General features: G+C 70.0%; 16 protein-coding genes and 1 pseudogene. 7 read left to right on the top strand and 10 right to left on the bottom strand.

Annotated elements, in window-relative coordinates; genetic code table 11:
• Positions 1 to 39: 39 nt before the first annotated feature.
• The 9 genes from D457_RS33395 to D457_RS0125720 form a co-directional block, all read right to left on the bottom strand.
• Entirely contained in the window at positions 40 to 1,506 is a 1,467-nt protein-coding gene (locus D457_RS33395) for an ABC transporter ATP-binding protein (RefSeq protein ID WP_017583563.1), read from the bottom strand.
• The gene (locus tag D457_RS0125755; RefSeq protein WP_017583562.1) at positions 1,499 to 2,320 is read right to left on the bottom strand and encodes an ABC transporter permease; all 822 of its coding nucleotides are present in this window, start codon (positions 2,318 to 2,320) and stop codon (positions 1,499 to 1,501) included. The genes D457_RS33395 and D457_RS0125755 overlap by 8 nt, the downstream gene beginning before the upstream one ends.
• A complete protein-coding gene (locus D457_RS0125750) occupies positions 2,317 to 3,315 on the bottom strand; it encodes an ABC transporter permease (RefSeq protein WP_017583561.1) in 999 nt (332 codons plus the stop codon). The genes D457_RS0125755 and D457_RS0125750 overlap by 4 nt, the downstream gene beginning before the upstream one ends.
• The gene (locus D457_RS0125745) at positions 3,315 to 4,823 is read right to left on the bottom strand and encodes an ABC transporter substrate-binding protein (RefSeq protein ID WP_017583560.1); all 1,509 of its coding nucleotides are present in this window, start codon (positions 4,821 to 4,823) and stop codon (positions 3,315 to 3,317) included. The genes D457_RS0125750 and D457_RS0125745 overlap by 1 nt, the downstream gene beginning before the upstream one ends.
• Before the next feature lie 147 nt (positions 4,824 to 4,970).
• A complete protein-coding gene (locus D457_RS33390) occupies positions 4,971 to 6,722 on the bottom strand; it encodes an ABC transporter ATP-binding protein (RefSeq protein WP_239646226.1) in 1,752 nt (583 codons plus the stop codon).
• Between the two features lie 44 nt (positions 6,723 to 6,766).
• Complete coding sequence (locus D457_RS0125735; RefSeq protein WP_026117032.1) at positions 6,767 to 8,590, bottom strand: ABC transporter ATP-binding protein; 1,824 nt, start codon at positions 8,588 to 8,590, stop codon at positions 6,767 to 6,769.
• The gene (locus tag D457_RS0125730; protein ID WP_017583557.1) at positions 8,587 to 8,844 is read right to left on the bottom strand and encodes a hypothetical protein; all 258 of its coding nucleotides are present in this window, start codon (positions 8,842 to 8,844) and stop codon (positions 8,587 to 8,589) included. Before D457_RS0125730 ends, D457_RS0125735 begins: the two co-directional genes overlap by 4 nt.
• Before the next feature lie 47 nt (positions 8,845 to 8,891).
• Positions 8,892 to 9,455, bottom strand: a complete 564-nt coding sequence (locus D457_RS35445) for a condensation domain-containing protein (RefSeq protein WP_193374545.1) — start codon at positions 9,453 to 9,455, stop codon at positions 8,892 to 8,894.
• Positions 9,456 to 9,644: 189 nt separating this feature from the next.
• Complete coding sequence (locus D457_RS0125720) at positions 9,645 to 10,055, bottom strand: Fur family transcriptional regulator (RefSeq protein WP_017583555.1); 411 nt, start codon at positions 10,053 to 10,055, stop codon at positions 9,645 to 9,647.
• A 254-nt stretch (positions 10,056 to 10,309) separates the two neighbouring features.
• Between D457_RS0125720 and D457_RS0125715 the strand changes: the two genes are divergently transcribed.
• Positions 10,310 to 11,413, top strand: a complete 1,104-nt coding sequence (locus tag D457_RS0125715; RefSeq protein WP_017583554.1) for a CobW family GTP-binding protein — start codon at positions 10,310 to 10,312, stop codon at positions 11,411 to 11,413.
• A gap of 43 nt (positions 11,414 to 11,456) precedes the next feature.
• Here the strand turns inward: D457_RS0125715 and D457_RS0125710 are convergent, their stop codons facing one another.
• Positions 11,457 to 11,759, bottom strand: a complete 303-nt coding sequence (locus D457_RS0125710; protein WP_026117031.1) for a hypothetical protein — start codon at positions 11,757 to 11,759, stop codon at positions 11,457 to 11,459.
• Between the two features lie 319 nt (positions 11,760 to 12,078).
• On the opposite strand from D457_RS0125710, the gene D457_RS33385 reads away from it, so the two are divergent.
• The 6 genes and pseudogenes from D457_RS33385 to D457_RS0125680 form a co-directional block, all read left to right on the top strand.
• Positions 12,079 to 12,972 carry a GTP-binding protein gene (locus tag D457_RS33385; RefSeq protein ID WP_160167417.1) on the top strand — a complete coding sequence of 298 codons (894 nt, stop codon included), beginning with the start codon at positions 12,079 to 12,081 and terminating at the stop codon, positions 12,970 to 12,972.
• 53 nt (positions 12,973 to 13,025) lie between these two features.
• Positions 13,026 to 13,769, top strand: a complete 744-nt coding sequence (locus tag D457_RS0125700; RefSeq protein ID WP_017583551.1) for a class I SAM-dependent methyltransferase — start codon at positions 13,026 to 13,028, stop codon at positions 13,767 to 13,769.
• A gap of 2 nt (positions 13,770 to 13,771) precedes the next feature.
• The gene (locus D457_RS0125695) at positions 13,772 to 15,028 is read left to right on the top strand and encodes a GTP-binding protein (protein WP_017583550.1); all 1,257 of its coding nucleotides are present in this window, start codon (positions 13,772 to 13,774) and stop codon (positions 15,026 to 15,028) included.
• A gap of 570 nt (positions 15,029 to 15,598) precedes the next feature.
• Positions 15,599 to 15,922: pseudogene (locus D457_RS35100) on the top strand (DDE-type integrase/transposase/recombinase); the annotation flags it as partial.
• Between the two features lie 391 nt (positions 15,923 to 16,313).
• Complete coding sequence (locus D457_RS0125685; RefSeq protein ID WP_026117029.1) at positions 16,314 to 16,649, top strand: trypco2 family protein; 336 nt, start codon at positions 16,314 to 16,316, stop codon at positions 16,647 to 16,649.
• 35 nt (positions 16,650 to 16,684) lie between these two features.
• Positions 16,685 to 19,159, top strand: a 2,475-nt coding sequence (locus tag D457_RS0125680; RefSeq protein ID WP_017583547.1) for a tetratricopeptide repeat protein, incomplete at its 3' end; no start/stop codon positions are given.

Below are 19,159 nucleotides of genomic sequence, written 5' to 3'. Positions count from 1 at the left end.
ACGACGGAGCAAGTCGCGAACAGAACGAACAGGGAGTCATCAGGGGACGTTCCCCCCGCCCAGGTGGGCAGAACCCGCGCCGGACCTTACGGTTCGCATGGGTTCGCTTAACTGACCAGAGATGCTGCGTTGGCCTGGGTCCAGGGTGAGGACGTGGTCGGCCCGGTCGGCGACGGTCCGATCGTGGGTGACCATGACGACGGCCAGGCCCTCCTCCGCGCGCAGGGTGTCGAGGAGGTCCAGGACCCTGTGCGCGCTCGCGGTGTCCAGGGACGAGGTGACCTCGTCGGCCAGGAGGAGCCGGGGGCGTGCGGCCAGGGCGCGGGCGATCGCCACGCGCTGGCGTTGGCCTCCGGAGAGCCGTGTGGGACGGGCGTGGGCGAGGTCGGCGGGCAGACCTACCCGTTCCAACAGTTGGGGGACCTCGGAGCGGGCCTGGGTCCGGGACAGTCCGCGCAGGACCATCGACGGTCGGGCCAGGACCGTGCTGATTCGGTGGGCGGGGTTGAGTGCGCCGGCCGGGTCCTGGGTGATGAATTGGACGGAGCTCAGGGTGTCCTGCGTACGTGCCCGCAGCCGTGGGGGCAGCGGGACCCGGTCGAGGGTCATCGTCCCCGATGCTGAAGGGTGCAGGCCCGCGATGCTCCGGAGCAGGGTCGATTTTCCGCTGCCGGAGGGGCCCAGGATCGCGAGGGCCTCGCCCGGGTGCACCGTCAGGGTGACGTCGTCGATCAGGGGCAGACCGGCCGGGGTGGTGACCCGGAGGTGTTCCAGTTCCAGTACGGGGGCCGCATCGGCGCGGCGGTATGCGACCGCGGGCCCTGCCCGACCGGCTTCGGCGGGGGTTCCCAGGGTGATGTGGTGGTCGGCCACACGGTGGGCGAATTCCCGGTCGTGGGTGATCACCACGGTCGTGCGGCCCGATCGTCCTCTTCGGCCGTCGATGGCCCGGACCACGAGTTCGACCGTGGCGGGGTCCAGGCCGCTGGTGGGTTCGTCCAGCAGGAGGATTTCGGGGTCGGCGACGACGGCACGGGCCAGGGCCACTCTTTGGGCCTGGCCGCCGGAGATCTCGTGCGGGCGCCGGAGCCACAGGGCGTCGGCGTCCAACCCGAGGTCGGTGAGTGCGGCGCGTGCCTTCTGCGTGTTCTCCCCGCGCGGTCCGCGGGGCAGCGCGTCGGCCACGAGGGAGGCCACCGATCGCAGCGGGTGCAGGTCCGACGCGGGGTCCTGGCCGAGGATCCCCACTGCGGCCAGGCGCCAGCGCCGTCCGGCACGGCCCCGGGGAACCGGGGTCCCCCGCCAGCGGACGTGTCCGGAGCGGCGAACCAGTCCCGGAGGCAGGGCGTCGAACGCGGCGAGGAGCGCGCTGGTCTTGCCGCTGCCGGAGGCCCCCATGACCACGGTCACCGCGCCGTCCGGGAGGTGCAGGTCCACCGGCCCGATGATCGGCAGCCCTTCGGTGTTCTCGACCGCCAGGTCCGTCACGTCCAGTCCCTCAGGCATGGTTCGCCTCCTTCTGCGCCTTCCGTCTCGGACGCCGGTCCTCGTGTTCACGGAAGGACAGTTGGGCGGCCAGGGCGAACAGGACCGTGGTGGCGCCGAGGGCGATCGCGGGTGCGGCCACCGCCCACGGGTTGGTCGCGGCCCCAGTCATGTTCTCCCGCAGCATGAGCGCCCAGTCCGGGGCGGGCGGGGTCGCGCCCAGGCCCAGGACACCGAGCGCGGCACAGACCTGGATCGCCACGACCAGGCGCAGTCCCAGGTCGGCGGAGACCAGGCCGCGCATGGCCGGGAACACCTCACGGAGCAGGACCGAGGCCGTGTGCTCACCGCGCAGGAGGGCGGCCTCCACGTACCCGGAGGTACGGATGGTGCGGACGGCGTCGCGGACCACGCGCAGGGTGAGGGGCGCTCCCCCGCACACCGTCGCCACGACGACGGCGGTCTGCCAGGGCAGGGCGATCGCGGCCACCAGGGCCAGCAGCAGGGACGGCAGGGCGAGGAGGAAGTCCGCGCAGGCGGTGAGCAGGCGCGCGAGGGGTCCGCCGGACCATCCCGCGACCAGACCGCCCGCGATGCCGAGGGCGGAGGCGCACAGGGCGGCCGCAACCGAGACGGTCAGCAGCCGCCCTCCCCCGGCCAGGACCCGCGACCACACGTCTCGGCCCAGGGCGTCGGTCCCGAGCAGGTGCGCGGGGTTCGGTGGCTGCCAGGACGCACCGGCCGTGGATGTCGGGTCGTAGGGCGCCAGCCATCCGCCGCCGAGCACCAGGGCCGCGACCGCGGCCAGCGACAACGGCACCAGCAGCCGAATCATGTCGTCCTCCCGCGTGCGGGCTCGGTCAGCGCCGCCACCAGGTCGCCGAGCAGCAGTCCCAGCAGCACGACCGCCGCGGCGAGTACGGCCGTGGCCTGGACCACCGGCAGGTCGCGGGAGGAGATGGCCGAGACCAGGAGCGAGCCCACCCCCGGGTAGCCGAAGAGGGTCTCGACGACGGCCGCGGCCGCGATGAGTCCGCCCGCCACGACCGCTGTGACCCGGACGAAGGGAGCCAGCAGGAAGGGCAGCACGTCCACCAGGGCGATCTGCCAGGAGGGCACACCCCTGCGTCGGGCGTCAGCCACGTGCGGCAGACGCACGGTGTCGGCCACCGCGCCCGCCAGGAGGCTCGCGCCGAAGAACGCGGTGGGCAGCGCCATCGACATCACCGGCAGGAAGAGCAGGTCCGGATGGTGCCAGGGGGTGGCCCCGGGCGGGAGCAGGGAAACCGGCGGCACCAGACCGAGGGCGCCCGAGAACAGCGCGGCCAGGGCGGCGGCCGTGACCGCCATGGGCACCGCGGCACCGCCGGTCAGGACCGCGGTGGAGATCCGGCGCCCGCGCCGTGTCGTGCCCGCCCACCAGGCCAGGGCCAGGGATGCGGGGGCCGCGACCGCCAGAGCCCCGGCCACGAGGGCGAGGGTGGCGGGCAGCCGTTGGGCGAGGGCGTCGGTGACGGGCCGACCGTTGACCAGGGACGTGCCCGGGTCGCCGCTGAGCAGGGCCCCGATCCAGTCCAGGTAGCGCCGCCAGGGCTCGGCGTCCAGCCCCAGGTCCTCCCGCAGGTGGCGTACCTGTTCCTGATCGGCCCCGGGTGAGGCCCGCAGATCAGCGGCGTCCCCGGGCAGGAGTTCGGTGGCGGTGAAGACCGCTGCCGAGACCAGGGCCAGCAGCAGCGCGGCCCTGACCAGGGAGAACAGGAGTGAGGCCCCCGCGGCCGCCCTCGGTGGGTGTGGAGGGGCGGCCGCGGGGGCGGTCTCGGGGCCGGACATCAGCCGGCGGCCTCGACCTGTTCGATGAACAGGCGGTGGAAACCGGGGCCGGTGGGCAGGCCGGTCACACCGGCGGCCAGGTCGATGCCGTCTCCGGTGCCCCAGACCACGTAGCCGCCGTCGTCGGCGACCCGCTGCTGGAGGTCGGCGAGCAGGGCGTGCCGTTCGCCGTCATCGGCGGTGGCCAGGGCTTCGGCGAAGTCGGCGTCCCACTCGGGCTCGTCCCAGCCGGTCTCGTTGACGGGGCCGTCAGCGAGCAGGGCCATCCGGGCGAAGTCCACGAACCCGTTCCCGCCGAGGCTGTTGAGGTAGAACGGCTCGACGTTCCAGACCTGGGCCCAGTAGGTGTCGGGCGGACCGACCTCGATCTGGACGTCGATGCCCGCTTCGGAGAGCTGTTCGGCGGCCAGGGTCGCGGTCTCCTCCATGCCGGGGTAGGAGTTGGTCGCGTGCAGGGTGAGCTCGACCCCGTCCCCGTGGCCGGCCTCCTCCAGCAGTTCCCGGGCGCGGTCCAGGTCGCGCTCGATCGGCTCCGCCTGCGGGGCGAAGGGCTCCTGGGGGTTGAGCAGGTCCGCGCCGGGCTCTCCGTAGCCGAGGAAGACCGTCTCGACGAGCTGCTCCCGATCGAGGGCGAGCTTGACGGCCTCACGCACGCCGGGGTCGTCGAAGGGTTCGGTGCCCAGGTCCATGACCAGCGGGTAGTTCACTCCCCCGGGCCGGGTGACCACCTGGACGGAGTCGTCCTCCTCGTGCTGCTGGGCGCTGGCGGGTGCCACGCTCCCGGCGATGTCCGCCTGTCCCGAGGCCACCGCCTCGGCCCGCGCGCCCGGGTCGGGCAAGGCGCTGATCTGGAGTGTGTCGTAGCCCGGAGCGTCGCCCCACCAGCCGTCGTGCCGGTTCAGGACGGCGGTGGTGTCGTCGTACTCCTCCAGCTGGAACGGTCCGGAGCCGATCACGGGCTCGGTGATGTCGTCGCTGCCCTCGGGCACCACGAAGGTCAGGGAGGCCAGGGCACCGCCCACCTCCGCGTAGGGCTGGTGGGTGGCCAGCTCGACGGTGTGCTCGCCGGTGACGGAGGAGGCCTCCAGGTCGAACGCGGACAGGCGCCCGTTGTTCTCGGCGCCCTTGCCCTGGATACGCTCCAGGGAGAACAGGACGTCGTCGGCGGTGACCGGATCGCCGTCGGAGAAGACGGCGTCGTCGCGCAAGGACACGGTCCAGCGGGTCAGGTCGTCTCCGTCGGGCTCCCAGGACTCGGCCAGGCGGGGCTGGACGGCCCCGTTCTCGTCAGTCACGGTCAGTACGTCGTAGAGCATGGCGAACCGCAGGTAGTCGGATTCGTTGCCGACGCGGCCGTGCGGGTCGTGGGTGGTGGCCGCCGGGGCCCCCACCGCCGCGTAGCGCAGGGTGGTGCCGTCGGCGGAGGCCTGCTCGCCTTCAGCGCCACCGCAGGCGGTGGCCGCCAGGAGCACCGCGAAGGCGCCCGCCAGCAGGGATCGTCGTCTCATCGTTCGGCCTTTCTCGGGGGCGGGGCCGTGGTCGGCACGGTCCCGGAAGAGGTCTCCTGCCCCGGGGGAAGGCGGGTCAGGAGGGTTCGTGGGCGGTGACGGCGCCCGAGGGGCACCAGGCAGGCCTGGGCGGGTTCGCCGGAGGGTTCAGGCACGGGCCGGGTCGTTCTCGTGGTCTTCCGTGGCGGTGGAGGCGGGAGGGGGCATGACGTCCGAAGCGGTCAGGCGCCAGCCGCGGGCGCGTTCGCGGGTCCGAACGAAATCGGCGTGCCGCCCTCCCCGTTCGAGGAGTTCGTCCGGGGCACCGGACTCCACGATGCGGCCCGCTTCCAGGAAGACGACCTGGTCGGCGGCGGCCACGGTGGCGGGGCGGTGGGCGATGACCAGCACGGTCCGCTCCCGGGCGAGTTCGACGGCCGTACGCGTCACCAGCGCCTCGTTCTCGGTGTCCAGGGCCGAGGAGGCCTCGTCCAGGACGATGACCGGCGCGTCCTTGAGCAGGGCCCGGGCGATGGAGACCCGCTGTTTCTGGCCGCCGGACAGCGCGGTTCCGCCTTCCCCGACCCTGGTGTTCCAGCCCTCGGGCAGGTCGGCCAGGACCGTGTCGAGCCCGGACAGCGCGGCCGCCCGGTCGAGTTGTTCCCCGGTGGCGTCGGGGGCGGCCAGGCGCAGGTTCTCAGCGATGGTGGCGTCGAAGAGGTACACGTCCTGGAAGACCAGGGCCACGTGCCGGGAGAGTTCCTCGCTGCCGATGTCACGGACGTCGGCCCCGCCGAGGCGGACCTGCCCGCGGTCGGCGTCGTGGAAGCGGGCCAGCAGGCGGGCCACCGTGGTCTTGCCGGACCCGGAGGGGCCGATCAGGGCGGTGAGGGTTCCGGGTTCGGCGCGCAGGGTGGCCCCGTCCAGTGCCGGGGCGTCGTCCTTGCGGTCGTAGGAGAAGGTGACGTCGTCGAACTCCACGACCGCGCCCTGCGGCAGGACCGGCGACTCCGGTTCGGGGAGGGGTTGGGCGTCCAGGACGGCGTTGATCCGGTCGAGCTGGTTGGTGGCCATGCGCAGGGCGGCGCCCTGATCGGCCGCCGTGGCCAGGGGGTGGGTGAACCGGGCGACCAGTACCAGCAGGGCCACGGCCAGGGCGGGGTCGAGTCCGCCGTCCAGGACGAACACGACCGCGCACACCATGAGCAGCGCGAACATCAACCGGACCGCGAAGGAGTAGGCCAGCATCACCGGGATGATGCGCAGCAGCAGGCGGCGCGCGGCCCCGTGCTCAGCGGTCAGGGCCCGGTCCAGGCTCTGACCGCCCTGTTCGGTGCGGCCGAAGGCTCGCAGCACCGGCTGGGACCTGGCGTACTCCAGCACCCGGGAGGCGGCCTCGTCCGAAACCACGTCCCGGGCGGCGTCGTTGCGGCCCACCGCGTCGTTGGACAGAGTGAAGACCATCCACACCACGGGCAGGCAGGCCGCGGCCGCCAGGGCGATCCGCCAGTCCCAGACGAACAGCACCGACACCGCCACGACGGGGGTGACCACCGCGTCGGCCAGCGGCGGGTAGATGTGCACGGGCACGTTGGTGCTGCGTGAGACCCCGTCGGTGACGACCCGGTTGAGCTCACCGACCCGGTTCCCGGTGAACCAGCCCAGGGGCAGCCGGACCAGGTGTTCCCCGATGCGGTGGTGCAGGCCGCGGGAGATCGCCCCGCCGACCCGGAAGTTGACGAAGAGGCTGAGGGTGCGCAGCAGGGCGTAGACCAGGGTGGCCAGGGCGAGGGCCGCCGCCCAGCCCAGGGCGGCCCGGGGCCCTTCCCGGAGGAGTTCGGTCAGCACGGGCACCAGCAGGGCGAAGACCACCCCCTGCAACACCGATACGGCGGTGGTCAGGGCCAGGCTCCTCTTCACGGGACCGGCCTGTTCCGGACCCAGGGCCCTGAGGAAAGCGCGGATCACTGGTCTGCTCCCGGTACGTCTCGGTGGTGTGCCTGGGATCGTTGTTGTTCCTGGGCCCGCCAGAGTTCGGCATAACGGCCGCCCCGTGCCAGCAGTTCGTCGTGGGTTCCGGTCTCCACCACCCGGCCCTCATCCATGACCGCGATCCGGTCTGCGCCGGTGACGGTGGTCAGGCGGTGGGCCACCACGAGGACCGTGCGGCCGCGGGCGAGTTCGCTGAGCGCGTCCTGGATGGCGGCCTCGGAGACCGGGTCCACGGCCGCAGTAGCCTCGTCCAGGACCAGGACCGGGGTGTCGGCCAGCAGGGCGCGGGCGATGGAGACGCGCTGGGCCTCGCCGCCGGACAGGTCGGCGTCCTCACCGATCACGGAGTCGTAGCCCCGGGGCAGGGCCTCGATCCGGTCGGCGATCTGTGCCGCGCGTGCGGCGGCCTCGATCTCCTCGCGGGTGGCTTCGGGGCGGCCCAGGGCGATGTTGTCGGCGACCGTCTCCCCGAGCAGGCGGACGTCCTGGAGGACGAAGCCGACGCTGCGGTAGGGGTCGGCGATCTCGCGGATGTCGACCCCGCCGACGGTGATCGATCCGGCGTCGGCGTCGTGGAAGCGGGCGAGCAGGGCGGCCAGGGTACTCTTACCTGCTCCCGAGGGACCGACGAGGGCGGTCACGGTGCCCGGTTCCAGGACCAGGTCCACCTCGGTCAGGGCCCGGGGGCTCTCCCCCGCCGTCCCGTCATCGGTGTAGGAGAAGGACACGCCGTCGAAGACCACGCGGGGTTCCAGCGGTGGTGGTTCCTCGCCCTGGTGCAGGGTCGGGGTGTCGAGCAGAGCGGTCACCCGCCCGGCCGCGGCCCCGGCGGCCTGGGTCTGCCGGACCTGGGAGCCGATGGCGTTCATCGGCGCGCACAGGGCCGGTGCCAACAGGGCGAAGGCCACGATCGCCACCGGTTCGGTCCACCCGGCGAAGGCGAAGCCCACCCCCGCGAGCACGGTGACCACGGTGGCCATGGGCGCCGACAGCAGCAGGAAGGATCCGACCGTCACCGGGGTGGTGCTGCGCGACCAGTTCAGGAAGAAGTCGGCGAAGTCGTCGGCGGCGCGGGTGAAGCGCTCGTGGGCGCGCCGGTGGCCGCCGAAGTGCTTGACCACCTGGATGCCGTCCACGAACTCCACGGCGGAGGAGTTGATCCGGTTCATCGCCTCGGCGTACTGGGCCATCTTCGCCATGCCCCCGGCCATGGCCCGGGAGAACAGGAAGATCCCCGCCGCCACCAGCAGGACCGAGACCAGGGCCAGCCGCCAGTCCACGGTGAACAGGTAGACCAGGGCGACCAGCGGCACGGTGACGACCGAGGCCAGGTCGGGCAGGGTGTGCGCGACCAGGGAGTGGACGTCCTCGATGTCGTCGTGCACGGCTTTCTTGACCCGGCCCGACCCGCGGCCGGTGAACCAGCCCAGAGGTACCCGGGACATGCGGTGAGCCAGGGCGCGGCGGACCGACAGCTGCATGTCGTTGTCGGCCAGGTGGCCGACCAGGGTGGAGGCTGTGCCCGCGGCCAGCGCGGCGACTGACGCGCCCACGGCGATGCCGACGAGAAGCCACACGCGGGAGGTGTCGACCACGCCGTCGGCGAGCAGCACGCGGGCCAGTTCGACCAGGCAGATCAGCGGGACGAGCCCCAGCGCCGAGGCGAGTCCCTGGAGCACCACCGCGGTCCGGACCCGACCCTTGATGGGTCGGAGCAGGGTCTGCAACGGCGAGGGCGACTGCTCGGGTGTCTTCGGCCGGGCCTCAGCGGTGGGTGCGGTCTGTGTCCGACTCATGTGACCAGCACCCCGATCTCCGGGGCGGCCTCGTGCCCGCCGCCGGGCAGGCGGTCGGCCGGACGCCGCGAGGGCTCCCGGCGCTCCGCACGGGGGGTGTGCCCGGCAACGCCGAAGGGCGCCGCCGCGATGGAGTCGGGTAGCGGGATCTCCCGCGCGGGTTCGGGCAGGACGGTGACCCGACAGCGCAGGTCGGGGTCGGAGAACTCGGCATCCGGGGAGTAGTAGTCGATGGCTGGAATCGTGTCCTCCACAAGAGGGAAGGTGTGGGTTCGCGTGCGCGCGGCTCGAACGTGATCGGTCAGGGGGTGCTGGGCCAGGCCCCTGAGTCGTGGGCCAGGGAGGGGTCGACCCGGTTGGCCAGGGCTGGGACCGCCTGTTGCCGTTGGGGGGAGAGGTAGGAGTGGTCGCCGGGGACCTCGACGATGTCCAGGTCGCCCAGGACCAGGCGCTCCCCGTAGGAGCTGAGCGCTTTCGCGACGTCCATGCGTCGGTGGGCGGGCTCCTCCTCCCTGATCCTCGCCAGGGCCTGTTCGACCCCGTCAGCGCTCAGGTCGCGCAGGTCCCGCATGGTGACCGTCGGCTTGGCTCCGGCGGGTTCGACTCGTTGGTGACCGTGGTCGAAGCGGACCCTGAGCACGGGGTGGCGGTCCGCCACGGCCCGAAGGGCCTCCGCCAGACGATCAGGATCGCTCCCAGAACCGTCGAACCCGGTGGAGAAGTCGGTGGAGAAGTGGACCGCCACCACGCCGAGGGGTGGGCCGTCCTGTCTCCCGTTTCCGTAGGCGTGCTGCAGGGTCGCCAGCGGAAACGGCTCCCCCGCGTCCTGGTGCCGGACGGTCGCCGGGCCGGCTTCGTTCGTCACTGAGCCGCGCACCCCCTGGATCACCTTGGACCCGAAAACAATAATGAAAACCGTTTTCATTGTCGACATGTCCATGTATAGCACCGGAGGAAGCACAGGGGCGACCCCAGACCCCGCGAAGGGAGGGCGCTGGACGCAGGAGGCCGGGCCCACCATCCAGGCGAGCGCCCACCCACAAGCCCACGGGCTTCAGCCGTGGGGAGTTGACAGACAACGCGGACAGACACCGGTCAGTTCGAAGGTGTGGTCGACCTGATCGAAATCACTCATGCCCTGGATCTTCTCCACGACTTCCGTGATTTCGGCGACCTGATCGATCTCCTCCACCTCACCGCAGACCCGGCAGAACAGGTGGTAGTGGCGGACGGGTGTCCTGCACCGCCGGTAGAGACGCTCCCCCTCCGGAGACTGGATCGTGTCCAGCACTCCCTCCTGGGACATCCGGTGGACCGTGCGGTAGATGGTGGACAGGCTCGGCGGGCCAGAGGCGGAGGGGTTCGACCGATCCAGGTCCCGGAGGATCTCCCGACAGCTGCGAAAGCGGGAACCACGACCCAGAACCCTGAGCACGGCATCGTCGTACTTGGGTGTGTTGGCCATATCAGCCGACTGCCCGATGGGGGATCACCGGCGACAAGGGGCCAACTCGGCGTTGGCATCGCCCTACGTACACGAGGAGGACTCCTGGGGGGACACGACTCGGGTAGATGAAAATGATTATCAGTACCGTAACATGCCCGCAGCCACCCCGCCCGCCCCCACCCGGGATGCACCGGCCACCGACGGGGTCGTGTAAAGTACGGAAACGATTTTCATTTTCAATATTGAGAAGACACCACGGAGAGGAGCATGCGATGCGCATCGCACTGGTCACCGGTCTGCACGCGGCCGCGCGACGTCAGGCCGTGAACGACCTGCTGGCCGCGGTTCCGCGTTCCATCAGCGTGCATCACGACATGGAGGACATCGGTGACGGAGCGGTCCACCGTGTGGTGCGCGACTGCTCAGGCCCCCTGGAAAGCGAGCAGGTGCACCTCGACCACGCCTGTGCCTCCTGCACTCTGCGCGAGGACCTCATCCCCTTCCTCCTGCGCACCGCGGACGCCGGCCGACACGACCTGTGCGTGGTGGAGTCCTGGGACGGGGTGGAACCCCGGCTGATCGCCGAGAACATCGCCGCGCAGGACAGGCTGCGCCTGGCCACCGTCGCCACGGCCGTCGATCTCGCCCATCTGACCGCGGACCTGGGTGGTAACGACGATCTGAGCGACCGCGAACTGGACATCGCCCAGGACGACTCCCGCACGGTCGCCGAGGTCCTCAACCGGCAGCTGGAGTACCCGAACGTGATCGTCCTGCACGGTTCGGGATCTGACCGTCACGCACGGGCCCTGCTCGGGCAGCTCAACCCCACGGCCGTGATCGTCCGTTCCGGCTCGGACCTCCAGGGCTTTCTCGACGGGCGTTTCGAGCCCGAGTCAGCTCACGCCCGGATCAACCCGGCCTGGGCACAGTACGCGGACCACGCCGAGAAACAGGGTGTACGGACGGTGACCTGGACCAGGACCCGACCGATGCACCCCGAGCGGCTCGCCGAGGCGCTGGAGGAGATCGTCGCCATGAGTCTGCGCGGCAGGGGCAGGTTCTGGCTGGCCAGTCAGCCCGACACCCTCCTGGTGTGGGACTCCCACCAGGACCTGCTCATGGTGGAAAACGGCGGCCCCTGGATGGCCGCGCTCCCCGACGCGGCCATGGACCTGGTCTCCCAGACCCGACGGTCCTCCGCCCTCCTGGACTGGGACCCGGTGGTGGGCGACCGCCGCCAACACCTGGCGTTCACCGGGGTCGGCATGGACACCGGAGCCCTGCTGACTCTGCTGGAGTCGTGCCTGGTCACCGAGGCAGAGTCAGGCCAGGACTTCCACAACGACCCCTTTGCCGAGTTCTCAGAAAAATGAACTCGACCGCCCGCGACGAACAGCACGGGATCGTCGTCGACCGCTACGCCGAGTGCTCGTCCCAGTGGTCGTCGTGCTTGCGGTGAAGGTGCCCATCGTGCACGTAGTCCACGTGGTCCTCGTGCGGCACGGCCACGTGCCCGCAGCCCTCACCGTGTGCGTGCGCGTGGTCCTCGTGTACGGCGTGCCCTTCGGTGGGGCACTCGTCCCAGTGGTCGTCGTGGACGCGGTGAAGGTGCCCGTCGTGCACGTAGTCCACGTGGCCCTGGTGGGGCACCGAAACGTGCCCACAGCCCTCGCCGTGCTGATGCGTGTGGCCCTCATGGGCCAGATGTGCAGTAGCCATGTTCTCCCCCAGGTACATGCCCAGCTCACTGATTCCGCGAACAGTACCAACGTAACCACTGGTCACAGCCGCCTTCAAGGAACACCGGTGACCAAATCCCCCACCGAGAACCGGAGGTAGGCCCATGAACGGTGACCGTCGGCCCCGCGCCGTGCTCGTCCTGGGCACCCATGAGGGCGCCCGACGACGCCTCGCGCGATCCCTGACGGAAGCGGTACCGGGTACGGAACTGCACCGCCTCGAAGCCGGAGCGCCTCAGACTCCGCGGAGATTTCCGGTACAGAGCCCGAACCCTCACGGTTCCCGTTCCCTCCACCAGGTGTTCGACGCCCCCGCAGATGTCGAGCCGCACACAGCGGTCGAAACGCTCCTGGAACACCACCCCGAACTCCACCTCTGCGCCGTGGTCACGGCGGTCGACGCCCGATTGCTCGTCCCCGACCTGCTGAGCGGCGAGACGGCTTTCTCCGCCGGGCTGGCCGGCTCCGCAAGCGATCCGCGCACCCTGGGCGACGTACTGCTGCGCCAGATCGACCTCTCCGACCACGTGGCCGTGGTCAGGGGCACGGCAACCACCGCCCAGGTCCGTGTGTGCCGGTCCCTGGTCACCCACCTGAACCCGGCGGCCGGCGTTGTCTCTGACACCACCGGAGAACACCCGCCGACGCTGTTCCGCGGCAGCTTCGACTTCGCGGCGGCGCTCCACCGCGTCCTGCCCTCCTTCCCTCCCCCGCCACCGTCGGACCCGGCTGAGGACGGAGCCGCACAGACCGCCGTTTGGCGCCGGTTCCACCCGCTGCACCCCGGCCGGTTCTTCGAGGTCCTGGACGAGATGACCGCCACCAGCCTGCGCAGCCGAGGACGCCTGTGGCTGGCCGGACGGCCCGACACCATGGTCGTGTGGGAGGCCAACGGCACCTCACTGTCCCTGGAACCCGGCGGGCCGTGGACGGCAGCACTCCCGGCGCGAAACCGCCACCTCGTGACCGGTTTCCGGCCTCCCGCCACCGCGTTCGACTGGCGCCCCGGCACCGGTGACCGGTGCCAGCACCTGGCCTTCACCGGCCTGGGTCTGGACACCGGCCGCCTCTTCCCCCTCCTGGACTCCTGTCTTCTCGACCCGGCCGAGGAACAGGAGTGGGAGGCTGCCGGCCCGCCACCCGATGACCCCTTCCAGCCGTTCTTCGCCCACGAACACCGACCGGACGGATGAGCACCCGCCCCCGGCCGCTCACCGAGTACCGAGTTCCACCGAGGAGACACGCATTGACTGGATACGACGACCCCTACGACCGCTCCGGCCAGTTCATCGACCTGATGATCGCCGGGTGGTGGGAACACCACGCGGCGACGGTCGCCGACGCCCTGCGGGAACTGCCGACCGACGCCGGACCGGTGGTCGACGCCGGCGCCGGGGGCGGCCTGGGAACACGGCTCATCGCCCGCACACTCGCGGCAGCACAGGTCCTGGCGATCGAACCGTCGCTTCCCCTGCGGTCGGTACTGCTGTCACGGGTCTTCGAGGATCCGGATCTGCGGCCCCGGGTGACCGTGGACGGTGACGACCTGCTCTCGGCCCGCCTGCCGGACCGGATCGGCGGCCTGGTGGCGGCCAACCTCATCGGCCACTTCAGCCCGCACGAGCGGGACCGGCTCTGGGAGGACCTGGCAACCCGCCTCGCTCCGGGAGCGTTCGCCCTGCTCAACCTGCCCGCACCGGTCGAACCGGAGCACGTCGAGCGCACCAGGATGTCCGAGCTCCGCGTCGGGGAGCGCTCCTACGTCGGCTGGGCCGGGGCGGTACCGGCCGGTACCGAACAGATCGCCTGGCACATGACCTACGAGGTCAACGAAGGCGACCGGCTCATCAGCCGTGACGAGGTCCACTACGACTGGTGGACGGTCAACGAACAGACCCTGCGCGCCGAAGCCACGCCACACGGCCTGAGCGTCGTCCCGCACGGCCCGACCGAAGCAGGACTGTTCAAGGTCCTCCGAGAAGAGAAGTAGAGATGTCCACCTCCACGAGCACGCTTAGCGGCGCATCCGCCACCACACCCGTTGACGCACCCGCACTCCCGGTGACCGTACTCTCCGGTTTCCTGGGTGCGGGCAAGACCACCCTGCTCAACCACCTGCTGCACCGCTTGGACGGCCTGCGGGTGGCGGTGATCGTCAACGACATGAGCGAGATCAACATCGACGCCGACCTGGTCAGGGGTGAAGGCCACCTGACCCGGACCGACGAGCGCCTGGTGGAGATGACCAACGGATGCATCTGCTGCACCCTGCGCGACGACCTGCTGGAGGAGGTCGCCGAGCTCGCCCGCCAGGGCCGCTTCGACCACCTGATCATCGAGTCCAGCGGTATCTCCGAACCCATGCCCGTCGCGGCCACCTTCGCCGTCCCGGACGCGGACGGGAACCCCCTGCTCCAGGGGGCGCGTCTGGACACCATGGTCTCGGTGGTCGACGCCGCCGGGTTCCTGAGCGAGCTCGGCGCCGGGGACGACCTGGTCGAACGCGGCCTGGACGCCTACGAGGACGACGAACGCACCGTCAGCGACCTGCTGGTGGACCAGGTGGAGTTCGCCGACCTCATCCTGGTCAACAAGATCGACCTGGTCGCGCCGGAGCAGGCCGACCACGTGGAGGCCGCCGTGCGCCGCCTCAACCCCCTGGCGCGCGTCCTGCGGATCGAACACGGTCGGGTGGACCCGGTCGAACTCGTCGGCGCCGACCGCTTCGACCTGGAGCGGGCCTCGCGCGCGCCCGGGTGGGTGAACGAGCTCAACGGCGACCACGTGCCCGAGACCGAGGAGTACGGGATCTCCAGCCTGGTGTTCCGGGCGGAACGCCCCTTCCACCCGCAGCGGCTCTGGGACTTGCTCTCCTCGGGTTTCGAAAAGAGTGACTTCGGCACGATCCTGCGCACCAAGGGGTTCTTCTGGCTGGCCACCCGGCCGAGGATGACCGGACTGTGGTCCCAGGCCGGACCGGTGGCCCGGTTCGAGCCCGCCGGAGTCTGGGACCCCGCCGACGGCCTCGCCCTCGGCTACTCCGCCGAGGACCTCGAAGGCAGCGAGACCGTGGAACCCCGGCAGGAGCTGGTGTTCATCGGCACGGAACTGCGCCATGAGGCACTGAAGTCGGCACTGGACTCCTGTCTGCTGACCGACGACGAGTTCCACACCCCCTGGGAACATCTGGCCGACCCCTTCCCCGAGTGGGACGTGCGGGGCATGCACGCCCACCACGAGCACCCTTGACACCCACGGGAGCATCCCCTGACGGACACACCGGGCGTGGATGGGCGATAGCCGTCCGGCGGGACCGGCTGCGAGATCGGCCTCGTTCCCGCCGAACAGCCCGTCCTGCGGTAGCCAATCCGCGTATATCAGTCTGACCACGCGTCGTGCATGACACGCGAGTCGCATGGTCTTCTCCCACCGGTCTTACACAGCACCTGTCGTACCTGATGACAGGCCACCTGCGGTGGTGGCGGGGCCAGGAACATCACCGCTGTTCAGGGCTGTGCTCTTGACAAAAAGACCCTACATATCAGGTGTACCGACCACAGAGGTTAAGTACAGCCCGGCAGTGATTTGACAGCAAGAGAGGGCCTCCGACATAGGTGTGGATTGTCTAGATCAACACCTGAAGTAGGTCAGGAGGCCCTCCGTGGCCCACATTACCCGTGCCAATGCCCGTCTCACACCCGCCGGACGTCTGGCGTTGGCCCGCTGCGCGGTCGAAGACGGACGGACACTACGCGGATCCGCCGAACGCTTCCAGTACAGCGTGAACACCACTTAACGCTGGGCCGACCGTTACCGGCCGACCTACAGAACCGGCCGACCTACAGAGAGCTGCTGACCGACGAGAAGAAGGAACACGCCACCGGCTTCTGGAAGTGTGCCCACGCCTACTTCGCCTCGGCCGGAATCACGGTGGAGCGGGTACTGACCGACAACGGGGCCTGCTATCGCTCACGCCCCTGGCGGGACCTGCTCGCGGACCAGGGCGTCAAACACAAGCGCACCCGCCCCTAACGGACCCAGAACAACGGCAAGGTCGAGCGGTTCAACTGGACCCTGGTCGACGAATGGGCCTACGCCCGCCCCTACACCAGCGAGTGCAAGAAGCGGGAGGCGTTCACCGAATGACTGCACGAGTACAATCACCACCGGTTCCACACCGCGATCAGCGGCCCTCTCATCTCCCGCGTACTGTTTCGTGCCGGCTTCCTTAGAGCCTCCATCACACTCGGCACGAAACAGGTCCCGGAACAGCCCCGGGCTCAGTCGAGAAGATCAGCCAATCGGCCCCCGTGCCGCCAGCGACGGCACCACGTCGACCGGGAACCTGCCACCCCAGGCTCAGCGGTGGCCCGCCCCGTGAGTGACGGGAGGCGATCCCGACACGCATCACCCTTATTACCCGCGACGGGCCCGATTGGCCACATACGGCCACCCTCCCCTGTAACTACCCGTGAACCTGTATAAGCTCTGCGATCGTGAATCCCCCAACCCCTTTCACTTCCAGGAGGCCGTGGTGGAACTGCGCCTTTCCGATGCCGTTCAGACCCTGCGCGACGAACTCAACCAGGCCGCCGAACAGGCCAAGGACCAGGATCTGACCTTCAGGGTCGGCCCGATCCAGATGGAGTTCGAGATCCAGTTCCGCGCCGACGCCAAGGCCAAGGCAGGATTTGCGGCCTGGATCGCCACCGGGGAGGTCGAGGCCGGAGCGGGACGCACCAGCACCCACAAGGTCGCGTTCACCCTCGCCCCGCACAATGCCGACCACCCCACCGGTGATGTGGCGATCAACAGCGCTCGGGAGCACAGCAACCCCGAACCCGTCGCCCCTCCTCCGTTCACCCGCTGAGACCCCGCACCCTTTGTTTGTGACCGGAGAACCTGTTGGACACCGCTCAGCGCATCACCCGCATCACCACTTCCACCAGCAGCGGCTCGGGGTACGTGATCGCCCCACGCCTAGTACTGACCAGCGCCCACCTGGTCCCCGAAGCCGGCGGCCGAGTGCAGGTGCATACAGCCACCGACCACCAGCCGCACACCGGGCGCGTGGTCTGGCGCGGCACCCCGAAGGGGCACGACGACGCCGCCCTGGTCCACGTCACCGACCCGGGTTGGAGCCAGCGATCAGTGATCACCCGATGGGGGCGGCTGGTCACCACCACCCCCCACACCCCGTGTGAGGTGTGGGGTTTTCCCGACCTGGTGCAACGCCCCGGTCGGGCCGCGGAGACAGCGCAACTGGTGGGCACGGTGGCCCCGGGCAACCACTTCGTCAACCACCGGCACGTGATGGACCTGAGCGCCCACCCACCTCGCTGGCACCCCCACGAGGTACAACAACAGGAACAGGCCGGGCAGCGGCGTTCGCTGTGGGCGGGCCTGTCCGGGGCCGCGATGCGCTGCGGCGAAGGCCGACTGCTCATGGGCGTGGTGGCCGCCGACCTCGAACACCGGGACCACGCCGCTCTGGAGATCGTTCCCGCCTACGTCCTGCACCACGACCCGGTCTTCAGGGCGGTGCTGGCCGAACACGGCGCACCTCTGGTGTTGGAGCCGGTGGAGCTCGCCCATCTGTCCCACACCCCGCACGCACACCACCACCCCTCCCCAGCCGCACTGCTGGCGGCCGACCGACAGGTGGTGGCCTTCCACGGCCGCGAGGACACCATGCGGACCCTGCTGGAGTGGTGTGACAGCGACAAACCCCTCACAGCGATGGTGGTGCACGGGCCCGGTGGGCAGGGCAAGACCCGCCTAGCCCACGAACTCACCACACGCCTGGCCAGCCCCGACGCCCGAGGGCGAAGGTGGGCCACCCTGTGGCTCAAGGAGAGCGCCACCGCTGAGGAACTAGGCCCGGTCAAGGACACCACGGCCCCTGTGTTGTTGGTGGTGGACTATGCCGAGACCCGCACCACACAGCTCATCCGTCTACTCGAGCTGTGCGACCGGCCCCCGGACAGTCCCCCCGTCCGGCTATTGCTGTTGGTGCGCACCGTGGGCGAGTGGTGGGAGCAGGTCAACACGGCCACCAGCCACCTGCTGGCCGATATCGCCCAACAACTCCCGCTGCCACCGCTGGCGCCCCGCACCACCGAGCGCGACCAGGAATACCGCACCGCCCTGGGCCACCTCGCCGGCGCACTGCCGACGGCCCGCGCACCCCAACCGGCCGACTGGGTCCAGGTCGCGGCCGACCTGGCCGATCCGGATCTGTCGGGCCCCGAGTGGGAGACCGTTCTGAGCGTGCACATGCGGGCACTGGCCGACCTCCTGGACTCCACGAAGTCCGCCACCTCCGTCACCACCGACAGTGCGGTGGAGGGGCGGGTGCTGGCCCACGAATACCGTTACTGGGAGCAGACCGCCAGCGCCTACGGCCTGACCGACGCCGACCTCGCGCAACCGCTGCGGGACGTGTTGGCCCTGGTCTTCACCCTCGCCCCCGCCAGCGTCGAGGAAGCAGACGAACTCCTGGGAAACGCGGCGGTGTTGGAGGGTCAGACCACCGCCCGCAAACACCAAATTCGCATGTGGATCAGTGGCCTGTACCCCACGGACGGGGAGCGGATGTGGGGGTACCTACAACCCGACCGGCTGTTGGAGTACTTCCTGGGCCAACGCCTCCAACGTAACCCCAAGCTGTTCACCCCCCACCTACACACCATCACCCGCACCCACGCCGAACGCCTGGTCACCCTCTACGCACGTGCCGCCGCCCACCCCGCCATGCCCTCCGTGGCAGGACACCTGACCACAATGTGCGCGGACAGGGTGGATGTGTTGGGTTCTGCCATCATCGAGGTAGCCACCCAGGTAGAGAGCCCCGATCCTCTCATCCAAGCGCTGGAAGATGTCACAGGAGATCCGGATACCTCCCACTCGGTCCTCGGATATCTCAGTGATGCCCTTCCTCCGTCCAGCCTTCGGCTGGGGGTATGGGCCGAGCGGTTGACGGCGCGTCTGGTTGGAGTACATCGAGGGCTAGCAGCGCAGAACCCCGACGCCTACTTGTCCAACCTCGCCGGATCCTTGAATAATCAAGCCCTCCAACTACGTAACTTGGGGCGGGTTGAGGAAGCGCTTGAGGCAGGCACTGAAGCCGTTGAGCACTACCGATCTCTGGCCAAGCAGCACCCCGACACCCACCTGTCCGACCTCGCGCTTGCTCTGAACACCCGGGCTCTCATCCTGCATGCTTTGGACCAGGACGAGGAAGCGTTCGAGGCAGGCACTGAAGCCGTTGAGCACTACCGATCTCTGGCCAAGCAGCACCCCGACACCCACCTGTCCGACCTCGCGCTTGCTCTGAACACCCGGGCTCTCATCCTGCATGCTTTGGACCAGGACGAGGAA

The organism is Nocardiopsis valliformis DSM 45023, assembly GCF_000340985.1.
Classification (GTDB): Bacteria; Actinomycetota; Actinomycetes; order Streptosporangiales; family Streptosporangiaceae; genus Nocardiopsis; species Nocardiopsis exhalans.
The sequence above is the reverse complement of the archived record's forward strand: the minus strand, read 5'-3'. Positions and strand labels throughout refer to the sequence as shown.

Bases quoted from the DNA above. Each gene is read 5' to 3' on its own strand.
- D457_RS0125745 (WP_017583560.1), bottom strand. From the start codon at position 4,823: ATGAGACGACGATCCCTGCTGGCGGGCGCCTTCGCGGTGCTCCTGGCG.
- D457_RS0125695 (WP_017583550.1), top strand. From the start codon at position 13,772: ATGTCCACCTCCACGAGCACGCTTAGCGGCGCATCCGCCACCACACCC.
- D457_RS33395 (WP_017583563.1), bottom strand. From the start codon at position 1,506: ATGCCTGAGGGACTGGACGTGACGGACCTGGCGGTCGAGAACACCGAA.
- D457_RS0125720 (WP_017583555.1), bottom strand. From the start codon at position 10,055: ATGGCCAACACACCCAAGTACGACGATGCCGTGCTCAGGGTTCTGGGT.
- D457_RS0125735 (WP_026117032.1), bottom strand. From the start codon at position 8,590: ATGAGTCGGACACAGACCGCACCCACCGCTGAGGCCCGGCCGAAGACA.
- D457_RS0125710 (WP_026117031.1), bottom strand. From the start codon at position 11,759: ATGGCTACTGCACATCTGGCCCATGAGGGCCACACGCATCAGCACGGC.
- D457_RS0125750 (WP_017583561.1), bottom strand. From the start codon at position 3,315: ATGTCCGGCCCCGAGACCGCCCCCGCGGCCGCCCCTCCACACCCACCG.
- D457_RS0125715 (WP_017583554.1), top strand. From the start codon at position 10,310: ATGCGCATCGCACTGGTCACCGGTCTGCACGCGGCCGCGCGACGTCAG.
- D457_RS0125755 (WP_017583562.1), bottom strand. From the start codon at position 2,320: ATGATTCGGCTGCTGGTGCCGTTGTCGCTGGCCGCGGTCGCGGCCCTG.